This is a genomic window from Pseudoalteromonas sp. Isolate3 (assembly GCF_022398505.1).
In the GTDB taxonomy this organism is placed as follows: Bacteria; Pseudomonadota; Gammaproteobacteria; order Enterobacterales; family Alteromonadaceae; genus Pseudoalteromonas; species Pseudoalteromonas apostichopi.
On record NZ_JAKEVN010000064.1, the window covers coordinates 1 to 23,854 of the forward strand.

The 23,854-nt window shown below is 41.6% G+C and carries 23 protein-coding genes; 12 read left to right on the forward strand and 11 right to left on the reverse strand.

Annotated elements, in window-relative coordinates; all coding sequences use genetic code 11:
- Positions 1-48: 48 nt before the first annotated feature.
- The gene (locus tag L1D46_RS12955; protein WP_239977634.1) at positions 49-567 is read right to left on the reverse strand and encodes an NYN domain-containing protein; all 519 of its coding nucleotides are present in this window, start codon (positions 565-567) and stop codon (positions 49-51) included.
- Between the two features lie 155 nt (positions 568-722).
- Between L1D46_RS12955 and L1D46_RS12960 the strand changes: the two genes are divergently transcribed.
- Complete coding sequence (locus L1D46_RS12960) at positions 723-1,340, forward strand: hypothetical protein (protein WP_239977635.1); 618 nt, start codon at positions 723-725, stop codon at positions 1,338-1,340.
- A complete protein-coding gene (locus L1D46_RS12965; RefSeq protein ID WP_130051234.1) occupies positions 1,337-2,083 on the forward strand; it encodes a DUF3307 domain-containing protein in 747 nt (248 codons plus the stop codon). The genes L1D46_RS12960 and L1D46_RS12965 overlap by 4 nt, the downstream gene beginning before the upstream one ends.
- Before the next feature lie 62 nt (positions 2,084-2,145).
- Here the strand turns inward: L1D46_RS12965 and L1D46_RS12970 are convergent, their stop codons facing one another.
- Positions 2,146-3,552, reverse strand: a complete 1,407-nt coding sequence (locus L1D46_RS12970) for a DEAD/DEAH box helicase (RefSeq protein WP_130051233.1) — start codon at positions 3,550-3,552, stop codon at positions 2,146-2,148.
- A 203-nt stretch (positions 3,553-3,755) separates the two neighbouring features.
- Positions 3,756-4,598 (reverse strand): 2OG-Fe(II) oxygenase family protein, encoded by an 843-nt coding sequence (locus tag L1D46_RS12975; protein WP_130051232.1) that lies wholly within the window; start codon positions 4,596-4,598, stop codon positions 3,756-3,758.
- A 238-nt stretch (positions 4,599-4,836) separates the two neighbouring features.
- Between L1D46_RS12975 and L1D46_RS12980 the strand changes: the two genes are divergently transcribed.
- Positions 4,837-5,724, forward strand: coding sequence for an MBL fold metallo-hydrolase (locus L1D46_RS12980; RefSeq protein WP_239977636.1), 888 nt, complete (start codon positions 4,837-4,839; stop codon positions 5,722-5,724).
- A gap of 7 nt (positions 5,725-5,731) precedes the next feature.
- On the opposite strand, the gene L1D46_RS12985 is transcribed toward L1D46_RS12980, so the two are convergent.
- From L1D46_RS12985 to aspS, 5 genes are all read right to left on the reverse strand, one after another.
- Positions 5,732-6,463 carry an alpha/beta hydrolase gene (locus L1D46_RS12985; protein ID WP_239977637.1) on the reverse strand — a complete coding sequence of 244 codons (732 nt, stop codon included), beginning with the start codon at positions 6,461-6,463 and terminating at the stop codon, positions 5,732-5,734.
- Position 6,464: 1 nt separating this feature from the next.
- The gene (locus tag L1D46_RS12990) at positions 6,465-7,052 is read right to left on the reverse strand and encodes a GNAT family N-acetyltransferase (protein ID WP_239977638.1); all 588 of its coding nucleotides are present in this window, start codon (positions 7,050-7,052) and stop codon (positions 6,465-6,467) included.
- 14 nt (positions 7,053-7,066) lie between these two features.
- Positions 7,067-7,654, reverse strand: coding sequence for a pentapeptide repeat-containing protein (locus L1D46_RS12995; protein WP_239977642.1), 588 nt, complete (start codon positions 7,652-7,654; stop codon positions 7,067-7,069).
- A complete protein-coding gene (locus tag L1D46_RS13000) occupies positions 7,654-7,860 on the reverse strand; it encodes a hypothetical protein (RefSeq protein WP_058585269.1) in 207 nt (68 codons plus the stop codon). Before L1D46_RS13000 ends, L1D46_RS12995 begins: the two co-directional genes overlap by 1 nt.
- A 109-nt stretch (positions 7,861-7,969) precedes the next feature.
- Entirely contained in the window at positions 7,970-9,739 is a 1,770-nt protein-coding gene (gene aspS / locus L1D46_RS13005) for an aspartate--tRNA ligase (protein WP_130051228.1), read from the reverse strand.
- Between the two features lie 227 nt (positions 9,740-9,966).
- On the opposite strand from aspS, the gene L1D46_RS13010 reads away from it, so the two are divergent.
- Positions 9,967-10,815 carry a DUF72 domain-containing protein gene (locus tag L1D46_RS13010; protein ID WP_239977639.1) on the forward strand — a complete coding sequence of 283 codons (849 nt, stop codon included), beginning with the start codon at positions 9,967-9,969 and terminating at the stop codon, positions 10,813-10,815.
- Between the two features lie 22 nt (positions 10,816-10,837).
- Entirely contained in the window at positions 10,838-11,332 is a 495-nt protein-coding gene (locus L1D46_RS13015) for a YgjP-like metallopeptidase domain-containing protein (protein ID WP_130051226.1), read from the forward strand.
- 117 nt (positions 11,333-11,449) lie between these two features.
- Here the strand turns inward: L1D46_RS13015 and L1D46_RS13020 are convergent, their stop codons facing one another.
- Together L1D46_RS13020 and L1D46_RS13025 are read right to left on the reverse strand one after the other, a co-directional pair.
- The gene (locus L1D46_RS13020; protein ID WP_178927144.1) at positions 11,450-12,466 is read right to left on the reverse strand and encodes a DUF5924 family protein; all 1,017 of its coding nucleotides are present in this window, start codon (positions 12,464-12,466) and stop codon (positions 11,450-11,452) included.
- 343 nt (positions 12,467-12,809) lie between these two features.
- Complete coding sequence (locus L1D46_RS13025; protein ID WP_063705977.1) at positions 12,810-13,490, reverse strand: DUF3334 family protein; 681 nt, start codon at positions 13,488-13,490, stop codon at positions 12,810-12,812.
- A 118-nt stretch (positions 13,491-13,608) separates the two neighbouring features.
- Between L1D46_RS13025 and cmoA the strand changes: the two genes are divergently transcribed.
- From cmoA to L1D46_RS13050, 5 genes are all read left to right on the forward strand, one after another.
- Entirely contained in the window at positions 13,609-14,334 is a 726-nt protein-coding gene (gene cmoA / locus L1D46_RS13030; RefSeq protein ID WP_063706202.1) for a carboxy-S-adenosyl-L-methionine synthase CmoA, read from the forward strand.
- A 27-nt stretch (positions 14,335-14,361) separates the two neighbouring features.
- Entirely contained in the window at positions 14,362-15,330 is a 969-nt protein-coding gene (gene cmoB / locus L1D46_RS13035; RefSeq protein ID WP_130051225.1) for a tRNA 5-methoxyuridine(34)/uridine 5-oxyacetic acid(34) synthase CmoB, read from the forward strand.
- A gap of 191 nt (positions 15,331-15,521) precedes the next feature.
- Entirely contained in the window at positions 15,522-16,574 is a 1,053-nt protein-coding gene (gene purM / locus L1D46_RS13040) for a phosphoribosylformylglycinamidine cyclo-ligase (RefSeq protein ID WP_239977640.1), read from the forward strand.
- Positions 16,574-17,221 carry a phosphoribosylglycinamide formyltransferase gene (gene purN, locus L1D46_RS13045; protein WP_130051223.1) on the forward strand — a complete coding sequence of 216 codons (648 nt, stop codon included), beginning with the start codon at positions 16,574-16,576 and terminating at the stop codon, positions 17,219-17,221. Before purM ends, purN begins: the two co-directional genes overlap by 1 nt.
- On the forward strand, positions 17,166-17,966 hold the full coding sequence (locus tag L1D46_RS13050) for a DUF3108 domain-containing protein (protein WP_130051222.1): 801 nt from the start codon (positions 17,166-17,168) through the stop codon (positions 17,964-17,966). Before purN ends, L1D46_RS13050 begins: the two co-directional genes overlap by 56 nt.
- Before the next feature lie 17 nt (positions 17,967-17,983).
- Here L1D46_RS13050 and L1D46_RS13055 read toward each other — a convergent pair whose 3' ends face one another.
- Positions 17,984-18,748 carry a class II glutamine amidotransferase gene (locus tag L1D46_RS13055; RefSeq protein ID WP_138599717.1) on the reverse strand — a complete coding sequence of 255 codons (765 nt, stop codon included), beginning with the start codon at positions 18,746-18,748 and terminating at the stop codon, positions 17,984-17,986.
- A gap of 337 nt (positions 18,749-19,085) precedes the next feature.
- Between L1D46_RS13055 and fadE the strand changes: the two genes are divergently transcribed.
- Together fadE and L1D46_RS13065 are read left to right on the forward strand one after the other, a co-directional pair.
- Complete coding sequence (gene fadE / locus L1D46_RS13060; protein ID WP_130051220.1) at positions 19,086-21,542, forward strand: acyl-CoA dehydrogenase FadE; 2,457 nt, start codon at positions 19,086-19,088, stop codon at positions 21,540-21,542.
- Positions 21,543-21,740: 198 nt separating this feature from the next.
- Positions 21,741-23,666, forward strand: coding sequence for a S9 family peptidase (locus L1D46_RS13065; RefSeq protein WP_239977641.1), 1,926 nt, complete (start codon positions 21,741-21,743; stop codon positions 23,664-23,666).
- Positions 23,667-23,854 lie beyond the last annotated feature (188 nt).

Genomic DNA, 23,854 nt, shown 5'->3' on the forward strand with positions numbered 1-23,854 from the left:
AGTTTAACTAATGCAAGCTTAGCCGAAATAATACTTTAGTTAAACATTTTATTTAAAATGGAATATTTTTTTCTTCCTTGATAACARCAGTGAATCGTCAATACAGTGAAATTCAGCTGCGGCTTGCTTTAAAATATCGGCAGTGAGGTGCTCTGCCCCATAGACATCACACGGTAGCTGATACTTATTCGCTAAATGGCCAAGCAATAACGCAAAATCTCCATCACCCGAAAGTAATACCATTTTATCGAGCTGCTTGGCATGCTCTAGCATATCAATGGTAATGCCAACATCCCAATCCCCTTTCGCACTACCATCTCTGCGCTGAATAAAAGGTTTCAGTTTTACCTCAAAGCCAATTGCGCGCAGAATATTTTGAAACTGCGATTGCTTTTCATCACCACGATAAATTGCATACGCAATGGCGCAATCAATTTCATAGCGTTCGCTCATCTGTGCCCAAAAGGCATTGTAATCAAAGTTTTTCTTGTAGCTTTCTTTACAGGTGTAATAAATATTTTGTACATCTACAAAGATACCGACTCTTAGCTTATCAACTGCTGACATAATTTTTCTGTTTTTAGTGATTTGTGTTCACTGTAGCATATCTAGGTTGATATTTACGAAAAAGTAACCTAAATTGGTTACATAAAACAAAGTAACCAAATTTGGTTACTTAACGCGATGTAACTAAATTAAGTTACTTAACCTAAGGGATCATAATGATTGCGGTGATCAGCGGTGATTTAATTAAATCACAAAAAATTCCACAACAAGAATACGATGCCATGCTGTATCAGCTTGATCAAAGCTTACGCTTTGTTGCCAAGCGCTTTAATGCAAGTTTTAGCATATATCGTGGCGATGCATTGCAAATACAGTTAACAGAGCCAGAGCAGGTCTGTCATGCTGCAATTTTGTTGTATTTGCAAATGAAAGCAGCCAATTACGAACTGCGACAAAGTTTGGCTATTGGCTCACTCGAGAACTCCCGTGCCGATATAAAAACAGCCACAGGCAGCGCCTATACTCTATCTGGCCGGGGGTTAGATAATATGGGCCATCAACGGCTCACTTTACAAATAGACAATCAACCCCTTGAAGAGGGTTTTTTACTCAATATTGAACTAATAGAAGTATTACTTGAAAAAATGAGTCAAAAACAAGCAAATGCATTGTTTTATTATTTAACAGCAGAACACAACAACCATGCCGAACTTGCTAAAGAACTCGCAACAAGCCGAGCCAATGTCACAAAGCTATTAAATTTGGCTCACTACCAATTAATTGAACGTTTTATACAGTACAGCCAAACCACACTCAAAGGAATGACAACATGAGTTTTTCATTACTTATCGTAAGCTTAATTTTAGCGCATTTAATTGCCGACTTTTACTGGCAACCTATGAGCTGGGTACATGACAGAAATACGCGCCACTTTCGTGCCAGTAAACTTTACTTGCACGTGCTCATCCACGGTGCTAGCTCATTTTTGGTACTATTATTTTGGGAGTTTAATTATGGCTGGCAAGCGCTTTCAAACGTCGTTATCGCCACGGCAGTGATTATGGTTACACACTATCTAATCGACCTTGCTAAATCTTACTCAAGTAAAGGTGTGGTTCCTTTTATTGTCGACCAACTTGCACATTTAGTTATCTTGTTCTTACTGGCTATATGGTTAAGCGAAAACGATAAGTTTTTTACACATAGCTGGCAATGGCTGATGCAACCGGCAACATTATGGGTGCTGTGTGGCTATTTATTAATTTTAAATCCAACAGCGGTGTTTATTCGAATGATGTTAGAGCGGATCACATCTGGCTTTAGCACCACGGGCAGTTTACCAGCTGCGGGGCAAAGTATCGGCATGCTTGAGCGGGTATTAATGCTAACATTTATCTTACTGGACCAATTTTCAGGCGTTGGCTTTTTACTTGCGGCAAAATCCGTATTCCGCTTTGGTGATTTAAGTGCCAGTAGAGATAAAAAACTGACTGAATACGTTATGCTCGGTACCTTACTCAGTGTCAGCGTGACTTTATTTATTGGTTTAGCCGTTAATTACCTTAAAGCCGTGTGACTTTGCAGACCCATAAAAAAACGCGCCAACACAGGCGCGCTTTATATTAATTAACCAATAAATTAGCTGTTATTTGAGCCATCATTCTTAGGGCGACGTCTGCGCTGAGAATTCCCCCCTACAGACTGACGCTTAGCCCATGGGCTTTGTGTTTGCTCGTCACTTGCTTTCTTGGCATTAGATTTTTTCCCAGAACCACCACGGCGTGGACCTATGCCACTGCCATTGCTATTTGGTTTTTTACTATCCGACTTAGGCTTAGAAAACGGCTGTTTGGCTTTTTTCGGCTTTTTGGGTTTAATTGGGCGTGCATCAAGCTCTCGTTCAGGCACGGGATTGCTTGGTTCAAAACCTGCTTCAGTCGCGCGTGGGATCAATTCACCAATAAAACGTTCAATACCGTAAAGATCAACTGCATCTTCAGCTGTCACAAACGAAATAGCATGACCCGATGCACCTGCTCGGCCTGTACGGCCGATACGGTGTACGTAATCTTCATAAATATTCGGTAAATCGTAGTTAACAACGTGAGGTAGCTCAACAATATCAAGACCTCGGGCAACGATATCGGTTGCCACTAGTACGCGCACTTCACCTGATTTAAAGCCTTCGAGTGCTTTAACACGAGCGCCTTGCGATTTATTTCCGTGAATGGCAGCACCCACAATATCATCGCGTTCAAGCTGCTTAACTAAACGGTTAGCACCATGTTTGGTACGACAAAATACCAATACTTGTTGCCAATCGTTAGTACGGATCAAGTGGCTAAGTAATGCTGTTTTGCGCGATTTATCTAGCGCATAAACTGATTGAGTAACCGATTTAGCGGTCGTGTTTTTTGCTGCAACTGAAATTTCAACCGGATCGTTAATTAGCCCTTTTGCAAGTTCACGAATTTCATCAGAGAAAGTCGCTGAGAACATCAGGTTTTGACGTTTAGTTGGCAGTTTAGCAATGATACGTTTGATATCATGGATAAAGCCCATATCAAGCATACGATCGGCTTCATCAAGGATCAGTACTTCTAAATCATCAAACTTAAGAGCATTTTGATTGTGTAGGTCTAATAAACGACCTGGTGTTGCCACTAAAATATCAACACCTTTGCGAAGGCGCATCATTTGCGGGTTAATTTTAACACCACCATACACTACAAATGAGCTGACATTTGAATGCTTAGCATATTGCTCAACATTTTCGCTTACTTGCAAAGCAAGCTCACGAGTTGGTGCCAATACTAATGCACGTACTTTATTGCCACCTGCTTTAGGGCCTTTTGACAAGCGCTCAATTAGCGGCAGCGTAAAACCCGCGGTTTTGCCTGTGCCAGTTTGCGCTGCGGCCATAACATCGCGACCTTCAATGATCGCAGGGATAGCTTGTGATTGAATAGGCGTTGGTGCTTCATAGCCCTTTTCTAAAACTGCATTTACTAAAGCTGGTGATAAACCTAACCCATCAAAACTCATACTATCTCTCTTTAAAAAATTCAGCCGATACGGCGAAGTGGGCGCATTATACCTAGGATAGTCAATAATGCATGGAATTATTTACAAACTAGTACTTAATGGTGGATTTAGCAGAATAATTTTAGGTATAAAAAAAGCGGCTCTGATGCCGCTTTATCTTATATACCCAAACCACCTTGAGGTGGTTTGGGTATAGCTAATCTTTACTTAACACCAAGTTCGCGTAAACGCTCTTGTAAATAGCTGTCTGCAGTGTAGCGCTCAGAAAGCACAACATCAGGACGCGGGTGTAAGAATAGTGGTAACGAAATACGTGATTTCGTTGACGCTTTACCCGTTGGGTTGATCACGCGGTGAATAGTTGATGGGAAGTAACCACCTGACGCTTCTTGTAGCATGTCACCAATATTGATGATCAGGTTACCAAAATCACATGGTACGTCTAACCAACCACCATCTGTTTTTTGTACTTGTAAACCGGGTTCATTCGCCGCTGGTAATACAGTTAATAAATTGATGTCACCGTGTGCTGCCGCACGGATTGCACCAGGCTCTTCATCACCAGTCATTGGTGGATAGTGAAGAATACGCAGGAGTGTTTGCTCAGAGTCAGCAATCATATCTTTAAGGTCGATAGAGAACTTAGCACGCACCTCTTCTGGTGCTTCTGCCTGAACCCAACTTAATAATGTTGCCGCAAACTCATTGGCTAAGCGATAGTACTCACGGATTTCTTCTTCTAGCTGTGCTGGAACACGGCCTTTTGGATAAACGTGGTAGTACTCTTTAATATCTTTAACGGTAAAGCCTTTTGCAACTTCTGACACTGATGGTGGGAAGTAACCATCTTGTGTTTCTTTTGAAAATAAAAACTCATGCTTTTGCTCAGAATTAAAGAATTCTTGCCAATTTTTGTAAATAGACTCAACTAATGACTGAGGTATTGGGTGGTTTTTTAATACACCGAAACCTGTGTTTCTTAGTGACTCAACAAATTGAGCGGCCGCATCGCTCGCTTTATAATCAACGGTAGGTAAATGTTGCATTGTCTTTTCCAGTGAATAAGGTTCTAGAAGTCTGTGCTAAGCATAGCATTTCTTCATTATAGCGCTTCGCGAGAATAGAGAAACACAAGCAAAAACATAAGGACTTATGTCCGCCCCTGCCTAGCTTAGCTCCTTAAGTTTGATACAGATCAACTAAGCCTTTAAGTAGTATAATGCGTACTATTACATAAACTTTGATATGGTTAAAAAGACATGTTTCAACACGAAAGGATCGCTTATGTTCACAAGGCTGCAAATTTTACTTTTCAGTGCGCTCATACTCGTTACCAATCCGGTCACCTCAGCTGTGCAAGCAAACTATAAAGTCGAAAATATTAAAGATAATGTATATCGCTTTACTGTCGGCCATTATCATAGTGCTTTTATGATTGTTGATAACCTTGCCTTGGTAACGGATCCTATTAATAGCGATGCCGCAAAATACTTAAAAAGCTATATAAAGAAAACCTTTAACGCAGATATCAAATACATGCTATACAGCCATAGCCATGTTGACCATGCGATGGGCGGTAATGAGCTAATCGATACCAACACAACTGTCGTCGCTCATCAGTTTGCAGCTGAGGACCTTAAATTGAATAAAGTGCCTACTGCCCTGCCTGATCTTACTTTTACCGATACACTCAAAGTCGATTTAGGTGATAGCTACGTGCAGCTTAATTACTATGGGCCAAATAATGGCCGTGGTAATGTCAGTATGCGCTTTATGCCTGCCAATGTACTTTATGTTGTTGATTGGATTGTACTTGGCCGCATGCCATATAAAAATCTGATTGGTTACGATATTAACGGCATGCTGCATTCAACCAAAGCCGTGTTAAATGAACCTGCGTTTGCTGCATTTATAGGTGGCCATGCTGATACAGGCAACCGCGATGATGTTGTCTCTTACTTACACTACATTGAAGACTTACACACTGCCGTTCGCGATGGCATGTTAAAAGGTAAAAACCTTGCTACCTTACAAAAAGAAATAAGCTTGCCCCAATACAGCCATTTAAAAATGTACCAGCAATGGCTACCACTGAATATTGAGGGTGTGTATAACAACCTTGTCGAGATGGGCTATTTTAATTTTCGCAGCGATATTGATGCTCAGTTTTAACTGAGCATCAAAAACGTGCCAAAAACGTATTAAGTTCTTTACTCATACGTGCGACAAGCGCTTCTGGGCCACCATCATACATATCGTTATGGCGCGAATCTTTAAGCTTAATTTGCGTCACTGGGTATACAGCGAGTTCTTGCTGCGTAAGCAATACGTTGTCATCTGCTGGGTAATCGCTACCACGTAGTGTCAGTACAGCAATATTTTTGTTCCTTGGGGTCAGCATACGACGATGATCGAGGGTGATCAATTTAGAAACCTTAGCGGGATAAATAGCGGCATATAATGCTGCAATATCACCCCCATTTGAGTGACCAAATAAAGTGAGCTGATTAAAGTCATACTCAGCATAACGCTTTGCAAGTTCTACGGCTAAAAACTCAAGGGTTTGTACACCACGGTGCCAGTTTTCCATGCGTGTGGTCATGTATGGTGTCTCAGGATTTAAACTCGGATCGCCTTTTAACTCATGAGCAACTTCAACCGTTAAATAACCATGCTGATGGAAGGCCTGCTGGGCAAATTGATAGTCTGTATGCGCCATACCATAGCCTGCCCCAATAAACGCCACTGGGCATTTTTTCTTTATCGTGCATTTGCTATCGGCTACTGTAATGGTCACCGGAATATGGCGAGCTCGCTGTGTATCAAACAGTATCTCTGTTTGATTAGCAAAGGCTGTCTGCCCGCTAAGGGTTAACGCGAGCATTAGCGCCGCCTTTTTAATATTTAACATGCTATGACTGCTCTAATTTGAATTCTAAGCTGCGTTTAACCATCGGCCACTCACCATCAATAATTGAAAACACCACGGTGTCGCGTACACATCCATCGGCCATTATTTGGTGATTACGAAGAACCCCATCTTGTTTTGCTCCTAAGCGAGCAATGGCATTGCGCGAAGCCTGATTATGCCAATGGGTACGAAACTCAACAGCAATCACATTAAGCGTTTCAAATGCATAACTCAGCAGCAGTTTTTTACATTCAGTATTAACCCCAGTACGCTGAAAACGCTTGGCATACCAGGTATAGCCAATTTCTAAACGGCGATTTTTACTGTCAATATTACAAAAGCGAGTTGAGCCTATCACGGTGCCTGTGTGTTTATCGATGACAGCAAATGGTATTGCGCGTCCAAGTGACTGTTGCTCAAACGCCATAGTTAGATAATCGTCCACACGCTCTTCATTGGGCACCGAGGTAAACCATAGGTCCCAAAGCTTTCCATCTGAAGCGGCGCTTACTAAAGCATCACGGTGCTCCAACGTTAACGGTACTAATTTAACAAATTGACCTTGCAAGGTGATGGGGCTTAAATCCATAACTTTCCTTAACTTTAATCCACCAGCTCGATGTCGAGCCCTGCTAATAAATCCAAAGCGGCATAACGTTCAAATTTGGCCTTACTGATATTGTTAGCTGTTATATCAATAGCAAAGTGACTAGCACCTATAAAATTAGCTTTACTGAGATTGCTTTGTTGAAACAAGCTGTCACGAAAATCAGTATCAGTAAAATCAGCAGAAGATAAATCTGCATGTCTAAAATCAACATCTTTGGCAAAACAGCTACGCATTTTTAAAGCTTTTAAGCTAAGCTCAAAAAAGCTGCTGTGGCTAAGCTCACAGCCAATAAAACTCACTGGAGCACGGCTAGCGAGTAGCGGCCAATCAACATCAGTAAAGCGTACACTGGTTAATTTACACTGTTTAAAGTTCACTTCTTCGAGTGAGGTGTATCTAAGCCCAAGCGCAGCTAAATTACAGTTTTTAAACTCACACTCTATAAACCGGCAGTTTTCAAACTGACTATTGCTAAAGTCACAGTCGATAAATTCACATTGATCAAATTCGCAATGCGAAAATGTTTGGTCTTCTAGGTTTACTTCAAAGGTGTGTTCAAAATAAAGCGAGTGGCTTACGATCACGCGGTGGTCTCAATATCTTGTTTAAGCGCAAGAACTGCAATAAAAATAAGACCAAACAAGGGAATAAGCGCTAATAATCCACCAATAACGGCCACCACGATTGGTGTTGAGGTTTTACGCTTGCCTAAGTAATAGCTGATAGCGGCAAACACAGGGATTAAAATAACAATTATTTGGCCGATTAAAGTTGCATTGATATTCATTTTCTCTCCTTGAAGAACATACTAAATATTCATTTAAGCACAAAAAAACCCTAAGGCATATACCTTAGGGTTATTATTCATTAAGTCTTATAATTCAGTTTATTATGAATTATTCAGCGTCTTTCGCTACAACATTAATTGCTAGCTCAGTTAATGCATCTGCATTTGCTTTGCTTGGTGCATCTGTTAATAAACATGATGCTTGCGTTGTTTTAGGGAAAGCAATCACGTCACGAATGTTGTCAGTACCACATAACAGCATAACTAAACGGTCAAGACCAAACGCAAGACCCGCATGCGGAGGTGTACCGTACTTAAGTGCATCAAGTAAGAAACCAAACTTGTCTTGTTGCTCTTGTGCATCAATACCTAAGATTCTGAATGCTGTTTCTTGCATATCGGCATTGTGAATACGTACCGAACCACCACCAACTTCGTAGCCATTTAATACCATGTCGTATGCATCTGATAATGCTGCAGCTGGGTTTGCTTCAAGCTCTTGGGCAGAAATACCTTTCGGTGCAGTGAATGGGTGGTGAACCGCATGCAATGTACCTTCGTCGTCTTCTTCGAACATTGGGAAGTCAACAACCCATAAAGGTTTCCAGCTATCAAGATCAGTAATGCCTAAATCAACACCAATCTTAAGACGTAATGCACCCATTGCTTCGTTTACAACGTTGCGCTTATCAGCACCGAATAAAATGATATCACCAGATTGCGCATTAGTACGCTCAAGTAATTGGTTGATCACCTCTTCGTTTAAGAATTTAGCGATTGGTGATTGCACACCTTCAACGCCCGCAGCACGGTCGTTCACTTTCATCCAAGCTAGACCTTTCGCACCATAGATACCGATGAATTTAGTGTAATCGTCGATTTGTTTACGAGAAAGCTCAGCACCGCCTGGTACAGTTAATACAGCAACACGGCCTTTTTCGTCATTAGCAGGACCTGAGAATACTTTAAACTCAACGTCTTTTACTAAATCGGCAACGTCAACAAGCTGCATTGGGTTACGTAGGTCTGGTTTATCAGAACCATATAAACGCATTGCTTCGCTGTACGGCATCACTGGGAAGTCGCCTAAGTCAACGTCTAATAATGATTGCCACATTTCTGTAATCATTTTCTCAGTCATTGCACGCACTTCATCAGAGCTCATGAATGACGTCTCTAAATCGATTTGTGTGAATTCTGGCTGACGGTCTGCACGTAAGTCTTCGTCACGGAAACATTTAACAATTTGATAGTAACGGTCAAAGCCCGACATCATTAATAATTGTTTAAATAACTGTGGCGATTGAGGTAAAGCGTAGAAGCTACCTTTGTGAACACGGCTAGGTACTAAGTAGTCACGCGCACCCTCTGGTGTTGCTTTTGTTAGTACCGGTGTTTCGATATCTAAGAAACCGTTGTCATCCAAGAAACGACGCACAAAGCTGCTCGCTTTTGCACGAAGTTTGATACGGTCGCTCATTTCAAGACGACGTAAATCTAGGTAACGGTATTTTAAGCGGCGCTCTTCAGAGTTTTGCTGATTAAAATCAAGTGGTAATGGCTCTGAACGGTTGATGATAGTTAAGCTTGTGCCTAAAATTTCAACTTCACCTGTTGCCATGTCTTTGTTTACTTGGCTATCAGGGCGTGCGCGAACAACACCTTTTAACTGCACACAAAACTCTTGACGTAGTTTATTCGCAGTATCCATTAATCCTTCTACTTCAGGATCAAAAACAACTTGTACTAAACCTTCTCTGTCACGTAAATCGACGAAGATAAGGCCACCAAGGTCACGGCGTTTGTTGATCCAACCACATAGTTCAACTTCTTGATCTACGTGAGATTTATTTAGCTGTCCGCAATATATAGAGCGCATAGTATTCCTGTCAGTTAAAGACTTATAGCCGCCTGCTCTTAAGAGTTCGCTATTTTGAGAGCAAAAGCCACTATACAAAGTAATCATTTAAGGCAGAGCATTATACCCAAACCATCTCAAAATGCGAGTGCCAGCAGTGCCTGTCGGGGGCTAAATATACACCCCGACTTCTGAGCAAACATTTCTTTTGTTACACTAAGCACAGTTTCAATTTATTGGTTGATTTAATGCTGTATTTAGGTTGTCCGCAGTGGTCTAGTACCGCATGGAAAGGAAATTTACTCTCTAGTCACTGTAAAAGCGCCGACATGCTCAGTGAGTATGCGCAATGCTTTAACTCAGTCGAGGGCAACACCAGTTTTTATGCTGACCCAAGTCATGAGTCATTATTGCGCTGGCATGATGCGGTTCCCGAAGATTTTAAATTTACTTTTAAGTTTCATCGTCGTTTTAGTCACGAATTACAACTGACAAATATAAATAATGAACTTAATGCATGGCTAAACTTATTTGAGCCAATCTTTGCTAAAACGGGGCAAGTTATGTTGCAGCTACCCCGCGCCTTTGGACCAGAAGCACTGCCACTGCTTGCTAATTTTATTGCACAACTCCCCAAACAACTTAGTTACGGTGTAGAAGTACGTCACCCCGGCTTTTTTAATAAGGATGATGCTGAAATTCGTTTAAATCAGCTATTAATTGAAAACAATATAGACCGCATAAGCATGGATACCCGCGCTTTATTTGCTGTACCCGCCGATACCGATGCACTCATTGATGCGCAAAAGAAAAAGCCCTATTTACCGGTGCATGCCATTGCAACAGGAAATCAGCCAATGCTGCGCTTTGTGATTGCCAGCCTTGAACATGAATATAAATCGTATTACCAGCCTTGGCTGAAAAAAGTAAAACAATGGCTTGATGAAGGAAAATCGCCCTATTTGTTTTTTCATACCGCAGATAATCGCCAGTCACCACTTTTAGCAAGACAGTTTTGCCAAGATTTAGGTTACAATCACCCCGTGCTTGCGCCGTTTTTAGGTGAACGCGAAGCAAGCCAAAGCAGTTTATTTTAGCGCCCGATTTATTAGAGAAAAGATGAAAGATTACAGCCGTTATTTTCAAGGTTACCCGCCCCATATCATTGAGCAAGTGTTACAGTTATTTAAGGGTGACAGAGCTGCCAAATACCTAAAAAGCAAATACCCAGATGCACATAGCATTACCAGCGATAAAGCTTTATACAATTACGCCACTGAATTGAAAAAGCGTTACCTTAAAAATGCCCTGCCATTTGGCCGTGCCGCGTTCAAAAAACAAGGCGATATGGTCACAAATGCCTTAGGCACCCATACTTTCCGTATGCAAGGTAAAACCCGAAAACACGACCTTGCCATTAATAGCGATCTACTTCGCGCACCTGAACCACTTCTCAAAGCACTCGTCGTACACGAGCTGGCTCATTTTAAAGAAAAAGACCACAACAAAGCCTTCTATCAACTTTGCTGCCACATGGAACCGCAATACCATCAACTAGAACTGGATTTGAGAATATTCAGTGTGTTGGTAGGTGAAGGGAAAAATCCGTACTAAAGCTATCAGCTAAAAACATAAAACCTGAGGAATGAACGTTAAGCTATTGTTGTTCAAAAACACTAATAACTATCCTCCATCTCAATCAGCTAAAAACTGACGGCTGAAAGCTGACAGCTAGACTTCAATTACCTCAAACCTTTTCTGTCCTATCAGCTGACCTGACTCGGTAACCACTTTAACGACCCATTTTCCTGCAGCATTTGCAGGGAAATTCGTTTTATGACTCCAGGCACGATAGCCCTCTTTGCGACCACCAGAAATATCCAAGGCTATGCGGTCAACTTCTTTACGATTATGTACCCATACATGGAAGATTTTTTCATCTAAACCTCGAGGGGCTTTTACCGCACTAAAACTATATAAACCTTTTCCATGCAAGCTCTGCTCAGTGAGTTCTGTTATTGGCGAAAGCGGTTTACGGGCTTGTTCATCAAGCTGATACGACATGCTCATATCAGTTAAACGCAGTGCCGCAGGGGGTACAAAACTGCGTAATTGCCAAAGCCCAGCACTTAAAGCGCAAAGCAATAACACCAACAGTGGGAAACGCCACCATTTCGCATTTGGCATCAAATTGCCAAGACTTGGAATCGTTAAAATAACAGCCGTGATCAGCGCAATTTCAAAACTCTGGCTGGTCGTTAACTTTAATAAAATAGGTAAGGTAACCGACAGCACGACAAATAAAGAGAAGCTATGAAACACACTAAACCAGACACTGTGCCTTGCAAGCTTTTTGTAATAAAGGGGATCAACAACAGAAACGAACGCACAAAGTATAATTAACGCAGTAAACGCGGCCTGCCCATGATCCCAAGTTGTCACCGCCAAAAAAAATGGTAATGCAAAAAACAAACTTTCTTGCTGCACAACTTGCAGTGCAAAGCGCATCACGTTGGGCGATACCGCCACACCAAAACGCTCCTCTACTTTATCTCTTAGCCAGTTATCTATTAACAACCACAACCAAGTAACTAATAACAAAATAGAGATAAGCTGCGAAAACGACTCTTTTCGCTCAACAAAGACAAAACTTGCCACACCACTGCAAAAAGCCAACACAGCCATCAACCCCGGCCGCTTCTGCATCATGAAAACAAATTTAGTTATAAAGTTTTTTAAGTAATTCATGCAATCATCAAATCCATTTAAGGCTTAATGAGTAAAGCATAAATTGGATGAATGTAGGCTTTAAAAGGAGCTTTAAGTTCAGCTTTAAGCCAAGACTAGTTACTCAACTGCCTATTGAGTTATTTCAGTTATTTAATTTATGTATAACGCACCAAAGCATTAACTTAATAAAAGCTGCAAAACCATATTTCAAACTCCGAGTTTAGTGCCCTCAATTGAATTTTACAGTTGCAATAAGCTTATTATAAAGCACTAAGTGTTTAGCATTTTAAACACAAAAAAGCGCGGTCTAAACCGCGCCTCTGTTTATTTTATCTGACGGCTGACAGCTCAAGTCGTTGGGTTACAAACCAAGTTCTGCCATAAAATCATCATCTGCATCGTCTGCTTGTGATGATGCTTTTTGCTTTTCAGCTTTTTGTTTAGCTTCGTTCTCAATGATGTCATCTGGGTCAACGGCTTCTGAAATATCAAAGTCATGTAGCTTGATGAATTCAGTTTTATCCATTGCCAGCTCAAGATAGAAGATATTTTGCTTAGCTGTGGTGAATGTCACACGGCGTGCTTGCGGTCTATCCATGGTAGTATCAACAGAGATTTGCACCTGCTTGTTAATTGCCATCATCTTAGGTTGGTTTTGCGTGATAGAAGTATGCAGCTGGTCACGTACTTTTGACGTAAAGTCACCAACGATTTGGTTCATCAGCTCTCCGAGTACGTTCGCCACATCATCTGATAAATGGCTTTGTGCAATTTCGTCTTCTGGCATACCCATGTTACGCATGTAATCATGGTAAATTTCCATGGCTGCTTGCGCTGTGAAGTTTGTTACCACAAGACCGGTAAAGCCACCATCGAACAATACAAAACAGCCAATATCTGGGCGCATACAGGTGCGGGTGATTTTTTGAACCATAGCAGAATAACTAATACCGTTACCACTTGCTGAAGACAGAACTCCAGTCACTGAATGACACAGAGTTGATAAGATATCTTCTGTACTGATCACTTTGCTTTTTGTCATTAAACTTCTCTTTTTTGTACTTGTTATTGATAATTCTAGCCAAGCTACTGAATTTATCACTGACTATCCAGTTAAAAATGCTAAAATAGCGGTATTATTTTTTAAAGAGACTGTTCACGTGACGCAAAAAGACAGTATTTATGCCACTGAGCAAGCGGTTAAAGACTTTAGCTTTGACCAACATGTAGTAGAAGTTTTCCCTGATATGATCCAGCGTTCGGTGCCGGGTTACGCAACCATTGTTAGCACCATAGGTAAACTGGCTGGCGAGTACGCGCAAAGTAATTCAAACCTATACGACCTAGGCTGTTCACTTGGTGCTGTAACGTTAAGTATGCGCCGTAATATTCGCACCGATAACTGTAATATTATTGCCGTCGATAACTCAGAAGCGATGGTTGAACGCTGTAAATTACATTTACAAGGTTTTCGCTCTGACGTGCCGGTCACTGTCACGCTGGGTGATATAAACGATTTAGCAATCGAGAATGCTTCTGTGGTAGCGATGAACTTTACACTACAGTTTATTCCACCTGAAAAGCGCCAAGCAGTGCTTGAAAAGATTTATGCAAATTTAAAACCTGGCGGCGTTTTGCTGCTTAGCGAAAAAATTAGAGGTGAAAATGAGCAATGCGATAATTTGCTCATTGATTTGCACCATGATTTTAAACGTCACAACGGCTATTCAGAACTGGAGATCAGCCAAAAGCGCACGGCTATCGAAAATGTCATGCGCCCTGATCATTTATCTACCCACTTAAACCGATTAAGTGAAATTGGTTTTAGCCAAACGCAAGTGTGGTATCAATGTTTTAACTTCTGCTCGATGATTGCAATCAAGTAATCATCACAACGATATAAAGAGTATTTCATGTCTCAATGGTTTAACCAATTTTACGCTGCGATTGCACAAAGCCCGCTTAGCCACTGGCTCGAAACTTTGCCTGGCCAATTAAAGCACTGGGAACTAGAAGCTAGCCACGGTGATTTACCAAAATGGCAAAAAGTGCTGAAAAACTTACCTGAGGTAAGCACAAACCATGTGAACCTTCAGGATAAAGTACAAATTGGCACCGGTGATGAGCTATCTGAAGGCCAGCAAAAACAGTTAACGCATTTATTAAAGCGCATGATGCCATGGCGTAAAGGACCATTCAGCTTACACGGTATCGAGATTGATACTGAGTGGCGCAGTGATTGGAAATGGGATCGTTTACTGCCTCATATCGAACCGTTAAAAGGCCGCACTGTGCTTGATATTGGCTGTGGCTCAGGTTATCACTTGTGGCGCATGCGCGGTGAAGGCGCTAATTTTGTAGTGGGCATTGATCCATCCGATTTGTTCTTATGCCAATTCCAAGCGATAAAGCATTATCATCAAGATGACAACGTGCACTTATTGCCGCTAGGTGTAGAAGCCCTGCCAGAGCTAAAAGCATTCGATACAGTATTTTCGATGGGTGTTTTATATCACCGTCGTTCACCTATCGACTTTTTAGCACAATTAAAAGCACAGCTTCGCCCAGGGGGTGAGTTAGTTCTTGAAACTTTGGTTGTTGAAGGTGACGAACACACAGTTTTAGTGCCAACCGACCGTTATGCGAAAATGCGTAATGTATGGTTTATCCCAAGCACCGCCGCATTAAAACTATGGATGGAGCGCGTTGGTTTTAAAGATGTGCAAGTAAAAGACTGCGCAATCACAACGCTTGAAGAACAACGCAAAACCCAGTGGATGGAAAACGAATCATTAGTCGACTTTTTAGACCCAAATGACACCAGCAAAACCATCGAAGGTTACCCAGCCCCTCTTCGCGCTATTTTAACCGCGAAAGCTTAACAAATATCAGTTACAAGGCTGAAGGGTCATTTGCTTGATACTTTAGCCTTGTAACTTGAAAGCAAAAAAAACCGGACAACTGTCCTTGTCAAGTCGGTTAAAGTGATTTTTCAACTAGCCGCGCCATTGCAATTGTTGTAAAATACGCGCGTTTCTAAGCAACCCACATGCAACTTTTTTGAGGAAAACCTGTGAGCGAACAAAAACAGTCTCTTAGCTATAAAGACGCGGGCGTAGATATCGATGCCGGTAATGCACTTGTTGAGCGTATTAAAGGCGTAGTTAAAAAAACCAGACGTCCTGAAGTAATGGGCGGTATCGGTGGTTTTGGCGCACTTTGCGAACTACCAACTGGCTATAAAGAGCCTGTACTGGTTGCTGGCACAGACGGTGTTGGTACAAAACTACGTTTAGCAATCGATCTTAAAAAGCACGACACAGTGGGTATCGACCTTGTTGCTATGTGTGTAAACGACCTTATTGTACAAGGTGCAGAGCCACTATTTTTCCTTGATTACTATGCAACTGGTAAATTAGACGTAGATACTGCGGCTGATGTTGTAACAGGTATTGGTAAAGGCTGTGAGCTTTCTGGCTGTGCATTAATCGGTGGTGAAACTGCTGAAATGCCAGGTATGTACGACGGCGAAGACTATGACATGGCTGGTTTCTGTACTGGTGTGGTAGAAAAATCAAAAATTATCGACGGTACTAAAGTTGCTGCAGGCGACCAATTAATCGCACTTGCATCAAGTGGTCCTCATTCAAACGGTTTCTCATTAATTCGTAAAGTCCTTGAAGTATCTGGCGCAGACACAAGCGCTGAACTTGAAGGCAAAGCACTTGGCGATCACCTTTTAGAGCCAACTCGCATCTACGTTAAACAATTACTTGAGCTATTCAAGCAAGTTGATGTACACGCGTTATCTCACATCACAGGTGGTGGCTTCTGGGAAAACATCCCGCGCGTACTTCCTGATTCTGCAAAAGCAGTAATCAAAGGCGACAGCTGGGAATGGCCTGTAGTTTTCAACTGGTTACAAGAAAACGGCAACATCACAACACACGAAATGTACCGTACATTCAACTGTGGTGTAGGCATGGTATTAGTTGTTCCAGCTGACAAACTTGAGCAAAGCTTAACAATTCTTAAAGATCTTGGCGAAAATGCATGGCATATCGGTGAGATCCAAGATGCGAAAGCAGGCGAAGAGCAAGTAGAAATTTTAGGTGGTCGTGACTAATGACCCCTTGTCGTCTTGTTGTATTAATTTCTGGTAGCGGTTCTAACCTTCAAGCCATCATTGACGCGTGTGCGCGTGGTGAAATTAAGGCCGAAATCGCCGCTGTAATTAGTAATAAAGCCGACGCCTATGGCCTTGAGCGAGCAAAAAATGCAGGCATACAAACTCGTGTACTTAGCCATAAAGATTTTGACTCGCGCGAGGCCTATGATGCTGAGTTAATGGACATTATTGACAATTTTGAACCAAATCTAGTTGTATTAGCTGGTTTTATGCGTATTCTTACTCCTAGCTTAGTGCAAAAATTTAAGGGAAAAATGTTGAACATTCACCCTTCTTTGTTGCCTAAGTACCAAGGGCTGAATACCCACCAACGAGCGATAGATGCAAAAGATGACGTTCATGGTGTTAGTGTTCACTTTGTCACAGAAGAGCTAGACGGCGGTCCCGTTGTTCTTCAAGCCAAAGTTCCGGTACTCGAAAGCGATACCGCAGAGACACTCGCACAACGTGTTCATCAGCAAGAACATATAATCTATCCATTGGTGGTCAAGTGGTTCAGTGAACAACGACTCAAGATGGAAGCAGATTATGCAGTTTTTGACGAAAAGAAACTTCCTGCACACGGCGCGCACTACCCAGAATAAAAATCTAAGTGCCCTACTTGCTTGTGTGGGCACTTTATTACTTCCTACCAGTGTTTTAGCTGGCGACCTCACTCAATACCAAGCAGAATACGATGTACTTCGTAAAGGCGAAACCCATGGTAAAGCAGTCCGCGAGCTTAAAAGAGCCGCAGACGGTAATTACGTGATCACTTATCACAGTGAAATCGAATGGATGATTTTTTCGGACTCACGAAAAGAAACATCAATGTTTACTTATCATGATCACAAAATCTCTCCAGTAAGTTACACTATGGAGCGCTCGGGAACAGGGCCTGATAAAGAATACAGCTTAAAATTTGATTCAACTCAAAAGCAAGTGCAAAGCAATCAAAGTAAATACCCACTTAAAATTGATTGGTCTGATGATTTTCAAGATTCACTGTCTTATCAAGTACAAGTCCGCGAAGAACTAAAACAAGGCAAAACGCAATTATCGTATCCATTGATTGATAAAAAAGGTAATCTGCGAAATTACGACTTTGAAGTTGTGGGCACAGAAATGATTTCGCTGCCAATTGGTAATGTAGAAGCCATTAAAGTAAAACGTTTATACGATAACGATAAGCGTCAAGCGCTAGCTTGGTTTGCTCCTGAAATGGACTACATGTTAGTTCGTATGTGGAAAGGTGAAAAAGGGGTAGAACAATTTGAAGTGCAACTTAATTCATTCACTGTGACCACACCAGTCTCATTAACAAATGAAGAAAGTAAAGAAGCGCCCTAATAGCGCTTCATTCTTTTTTAGATTTTTTCGCCCATTTTAAACAGTGCAAACTCACCCGGTTCCATTTTTTGCCAGCGCTCGTCATTGGTGAGTGGTCTTGTCGCAATGACAGTAACCACATCATTCGGTGTGGTTTCTTTTTGAAAATCGACCACCATATCAGCATCAATTAATGTTGCTTTACCAAACGGTGCTCGACGAGTGATCCAATGTAAGTTATTGGTACAATAAGCTAAAACATAAACACCATCGGTAAGTAGCATGTTAAATACGCCTTTTTCACGCAGTGTGTGAGCAAGCTTAGCAGCATAACGAAATACAGATGCCATATTTGATGGGCGCTTAGGGTATTTTTCGCGAATTTTATCGAGCAACCAACAAAACGCTAGCTCACTGTCGGTATTACCCACTGGCCGATAATAATCTGGCTTTAAATCATGATAATTCGATAATTGCCCATTGTGAGCATAGGTAATTTCGCGTCCCCACAACTCTCGGGTAAATGGATGAGTGTTTTCAAGACATACACGGCCACGATTACCTTGACGAATATGACTTATCACCGAAATACTTTTTATTGGATACGCTTTAACGAGTTTAGCAATTTCTGATTGGCAACTTGGCTCTGGATCTTTAAATGTACGACAGCCTTTACCTTCATAAAAGGTGATGCCCCAGCCATCTTTATGCGGGCCAGTATTACCACCCCGCTCTAATAATCCTGAAAAACTGAAACAAATATCCGTTGGTACATTGGCCGACATGCCAAGCAACTCACACATAGAACTCTTAACCTATAAAACTAATCGAAGGAAAGGCATGATGGGCTGATCCCTGCCTGCGCTCATTGTTAAACATAGCGCTAAAGATAGCAACTGCTATGCTGAGATTTTCAGAACTATCTGAGCAATTCACAACTAATAGCTGTTTTAGCGGCGATGATTATCAGTAATTACTTAACAATTTCTAATTTGCTGTAAATCTTTTTGCACTGATAGTCATTTTTAAATGAATAAAACTCACTGAACAGACTGTTTTAATCTCTGTTCTGCTCTTGATAATTCGCTTTTCTAGCGCTACTCTAAAAGAGGTGGTCTGACCTCTATTAAGGAATAATCAATGACTCTCATATTTTTACTTGGTTTACTCGTGCTGCTTAGTATTGCGAGTTACCACAGAGCAAGCTGGAATACCTGCTTAGGTATTACCATTGCGACTTTACTTGTTGGCACATTTGCTGGCGCGTTTGGCGCAATTAGTTGGCTACTATTCTTACTTATCGCTGTGCCACTTTCTGTGACTGGCGTTCGTCAACAATACATCATTAAACCTATTTTTGCTGCTTTCAAAAAAGTAACACCGACTATGTCGGATACTGAAAAATCAGCAATCGATGCCGGTACTACGTGGTGGGAAGCGGATCTGTTTTGTGGTCGTCCTGACTGGAACAAATTACACCAATACCCAGCTCCTAAACTGACTATCGAAGAACAAGCATTTATTGATGGTCCTGTTGAAGAAGTGTGTAGTATGCTAGATGACTGGCACGCAACTCACGAACTAACTGATTTACCGCAAGATGTTTGGCAATATCTAAAAGATAATAAGTTCTTTGCCATGATCATCAAAAAAGAATACGGCGGTTTAGAGTTTTCTGCCTATGCACAATCATGTGTACTGCAAAAACTAACAAGTAAATCAACGTTGCTATCTTCTATCGTAGGTGTACCTAACTCATTAGGTCCGGGCGAATTACTTCAGCACTATGGTACTAAAGAGCAAAAAGATCATTACTTACCACGCTTAGCGAGTGGTCAAGAAATTCCATGTTTTGCGCTAACCTCACCAGAAGCAGGTTCTGACGCAAGTGCAATTCCTGATTACGGTGTTGTTTGTAAAGGTCAATGGAACGGTGAAGAAGTTGTTGGTATCAGCCTAACATGGAACAAGCGTTATATTACTCTTGCTCCTGTTGCAACTGTACTTGGCCTTGCATTTAAATTGCAAGATCCTGACGGTTTACTAGGTGATGACAAAGAGCCTGGTATTACCTGTGCGCTGATCCCAACAGATACTCCGGGAGTAGAAATTGGCCGTCGTCACTTCCCGCTAAACGTACCATTCCAAAATGGTCCTACTCGCGGTAAAGATATCTTTGTACCACTTGATTACATCATTGGTGGCCCGAAAATGGCAGGTCAAGGCTGGCGTATGCTTGTTGAATGTTTATCTGTTGGTCGTGCAATCACATTGCCGTCTAACTCTACAGGTGGCATAAAAACAATCGCGCTTGCAACAGGCTCTTACAGCCGTATTCGTCGTCAATTCCGTTTACCAATTGGTCAAATGGAAGGTGTTGAAGAATCAATGGCAAAACTTGCAGGTTACGCATATAGCTCTGATGCTGCAGTTAGTATGTCTACAGGGGCTGTTGACCTTGGTGAAAAACCATCGGTTGTATCTGCAATTATTAAATACCACTTAACTGAGCAAATGCGTGAAGCGACTATTCACGGCATGGATGTTCACGGTGGTAAAGGCATCATGCTTGGTCCAAACAACTATTTAGGTCGTGGCTACCAAGGTGCGCCAATTGCGATTACCGTTGAAGGTGCAAATATCTTAACACGTAACATGATCATCTATGGTCAAGGTGCAATTCGTTGTCATCCATTTGTGTTAACTGAGCTAGGTGCTTGTGCAATTGAAGACCGCGAAGAAGCCCTTGCAGTATTCGATAAAGCGTTAATGGGTCACGTTGGCTTTACTATTTCGAACCTTGTTCGCACTAAGTGGTTAGCATTTACAAATGCACGTTTTACGAGTACGCCGTACAAAGATGAAACCGCTGAGTTTTATCGTGTTGCGTCACGTTTCAGTGCATCGTTAGCATTAATGTCAGATATCAGCATGGCGGTATTTGGTGGTTCATTAAAACGTAAAGAGCGTATCTCTGCACGTTTAGGTGACTTACTAAGCTACTTATACCTTGTATCTGCAACACTTAAACGTTACAACGACGAAGGCCGTAAAAAAGAAGATTTTGCGCTTGTTCAATGGAGCTGCCAAGATCACCTTTACCACTGCCAACGTGCACTAGCTGACTTAATTAACAACATGCCATCTGCCCCACTTCGTGCGATGCTAAAAATCATGTTATTCCCATTCGGTCGTCCAGTTCGTAAGCCTACAGATAAGCTTGAGCACAAACTTGCTCACTTATTACAAGTACCAAGCGAAACTCGTAACCGTTTAGCTAACTACATTTACCTTAAAAACGAGCCGCTTAACCTTGTGGGTCGTCAGGAGCAAACGCTTAAAGACATTCTTGAAGTTGAGCCTTTGTTTGACAAGGTATGCCGTGAAAAAGGCGTGAAACTGCCTTTCTTCCAGCTTGATAAAGTAGCGCAAATGGGCCTTGAAGCAGGTATTTTAAGCCAAGCTGAAGCCGACAAATTAGCTGCTGTTGAAAAAGCCCGTCTTGATGTTATTAACGTTGACGACTTTGACCCAGCTGACTTAGTTGCCGGTAAGGTAGCCCGCGGCGAGAGCGATAAAAAAGCAGACGCCGCTTAAGCTAGCAAAACAATTCCAATTGTTATGAAAAACCAAACCAGCGCAAATTGCGCTGGTTTTTTCGTTTAAAAACTCTCTAGCACACTCATGTACCTATTTATTTACATGATTTGTAACAAATATCGAACGGGTAAAACTTGCGTTTAGATTATGAACAGGCAACACTTTATAACGAAAAATTAACAAGGAATAATTACAATGAAACCGAGTTTTCAAATAGCAGCAGTTGCATGTGCGCTTAGCCTTGCACTTGCAGGATGTTCACAATCAACCCCATCAACTAGCATCACCGAAAGCGTGCAACAAAGCCAAACTGTTAAACAGTATGATGCTGAAACTTTTTTTGATACAACCTCAATTATGGGCAGCAGCTTTTCACCTAAAGGCGACAAAATACTCGTTAGCAGTGACGAAAGCGGCATTTATAGCCTGTATGAAGTAGATATAAAAACCGCCAAAAAAACCCGCTTAACAGACTTTGAAGACAGTACTTATGCAGTGGCTTATTTCCCTCAAGATGAGCGCGTATTATTTACTAAAGACTCAGGCGGTAACGAGCGTTATCACATCTATGTTCGCGAAACAGATGGCACAGTGAAAGACCTCACCCCTGGTGAAGAAACCCGAGCAGGGTTTGCTGGCTTCACCGAAGACGGTAAACAGTTTTTTATAACCAGCAATCAGCGTGATGCTAAGTTTATGGACCTATATCGTGTTGATGCTAACAGCTATGAAGTAACACCTGTTTATCAAAATACCATGGGCCTTGATGTCGGCGCAATCAGCCCTGATGGCCGCTTTATTGCTTTATCGAAAAACAATTCGAACAAAGACAGTGATGTATTCATACTTGATACTCGTAAAAAAACTCTGAAACCAGAGCTCATTACCCGCCATGACGGCGACGCTAAATACGGCCCTGAAACATTTTCAAGAGACAGTAAATCATTGTACTACTCAACTGATGCTAAGGGTGAGTTTGCAGAAGTATGGCGTTATGATTTAACTACCGGTGAGCACAGCCCTGCCCTCAAAGATGAGTGGGATGTAAGCTTTATTTACTTCTCTAAATCTGGCCGTTACCAAGTAAGCGGTGTTAATGCTGATGCAAGCACTAAGGTGTCGATAATCGATACCACCACAGGTAAAGGTATTGCCATGCCATCACTGCCTGCTGGTAACTTACGCGGTGTAAATTTTTCAGCTGATGAAAAAACCATGGCGTTTTACCTAAATTCAGACACCTCTCCAAGCAACCTATTTGTATGGCAAGTCGGTGAGTCGAAAGCTAAACAATTAACCAATACATTAAGTGATGCAATTGATCAAAGTGACTTGGTTGAAAGCACCATTGTGCGCTTTAAAAGCTTTGATGGTTTAGAAATTCCGGGAGTTTTATACAAGCCTAAGCAAGCCAACAGCAACAACAAAGTACCTGCTTTAGTATGGGTGCATGGCGGCCCTGGTGGACAAAGCCGCACTGGATATAGTGCTATGCAGCAACATCTAGTAAATCATGGTTATGCCATTTTTGCAGTCAATAACCGAGGTAGCTCAGGCTACGGTAAAACCTTCTTCCATTTAGATGACAAAAAGCATGGCACTGACGATTTACAAGATATCGTTTACGGTAAAAAACACCTGCAAAGCCTAGATTGGGTCGATGCTGATAAAATTGGCATCATAGGGGGCAGCTATGGTGGTTTTATGACTGCTGCTGCACTTGCCTTCGAACCTGAAGAGTTTAAAGTCGGCATTAATATTTTTGGTGTAACGAATTGGGTTAGAACCTTAAACTCGATTCCACCATGGTGGGAAAGCTTTAAAAAGGCGCTGTATGACGAAATGGGCGACCCCGCGACAGACGGTGAACGTCACCGTGCAATTTCGCCACTATTTCATGCTAAAAACATCACTAAGCCTTTAATGGTGATTCAAGGTGCTAACGACCCTCGCGTTTTACAAGTTGAAAGCGATGAGCTCGTTGCCGCTGTAAAAGCAAATGGTGTGCCTGTCGAATATGTATTATTCGATGATGAAGGCCATGGGTTTACTAAAAAGGAAAACCGTATAAAAGCCTCAAACGCATATCTTGAGTTTTTAAATACCTACTTAGATAAATAGCAGAACTACAAAGATTAAGAGCCGGTTTCTATACCGGCTTTTTTATGCAAAATACCTGTATAGAAGCAAAACTTAGCTATTTACATAGTACTGTATAAAATACTGTATAGCTTTAGCGGTAAATTTCTCACCTTTTTCAACCTTCAAAACAAACCATAACCAATTGTTTAATAACAACTAAATTATTT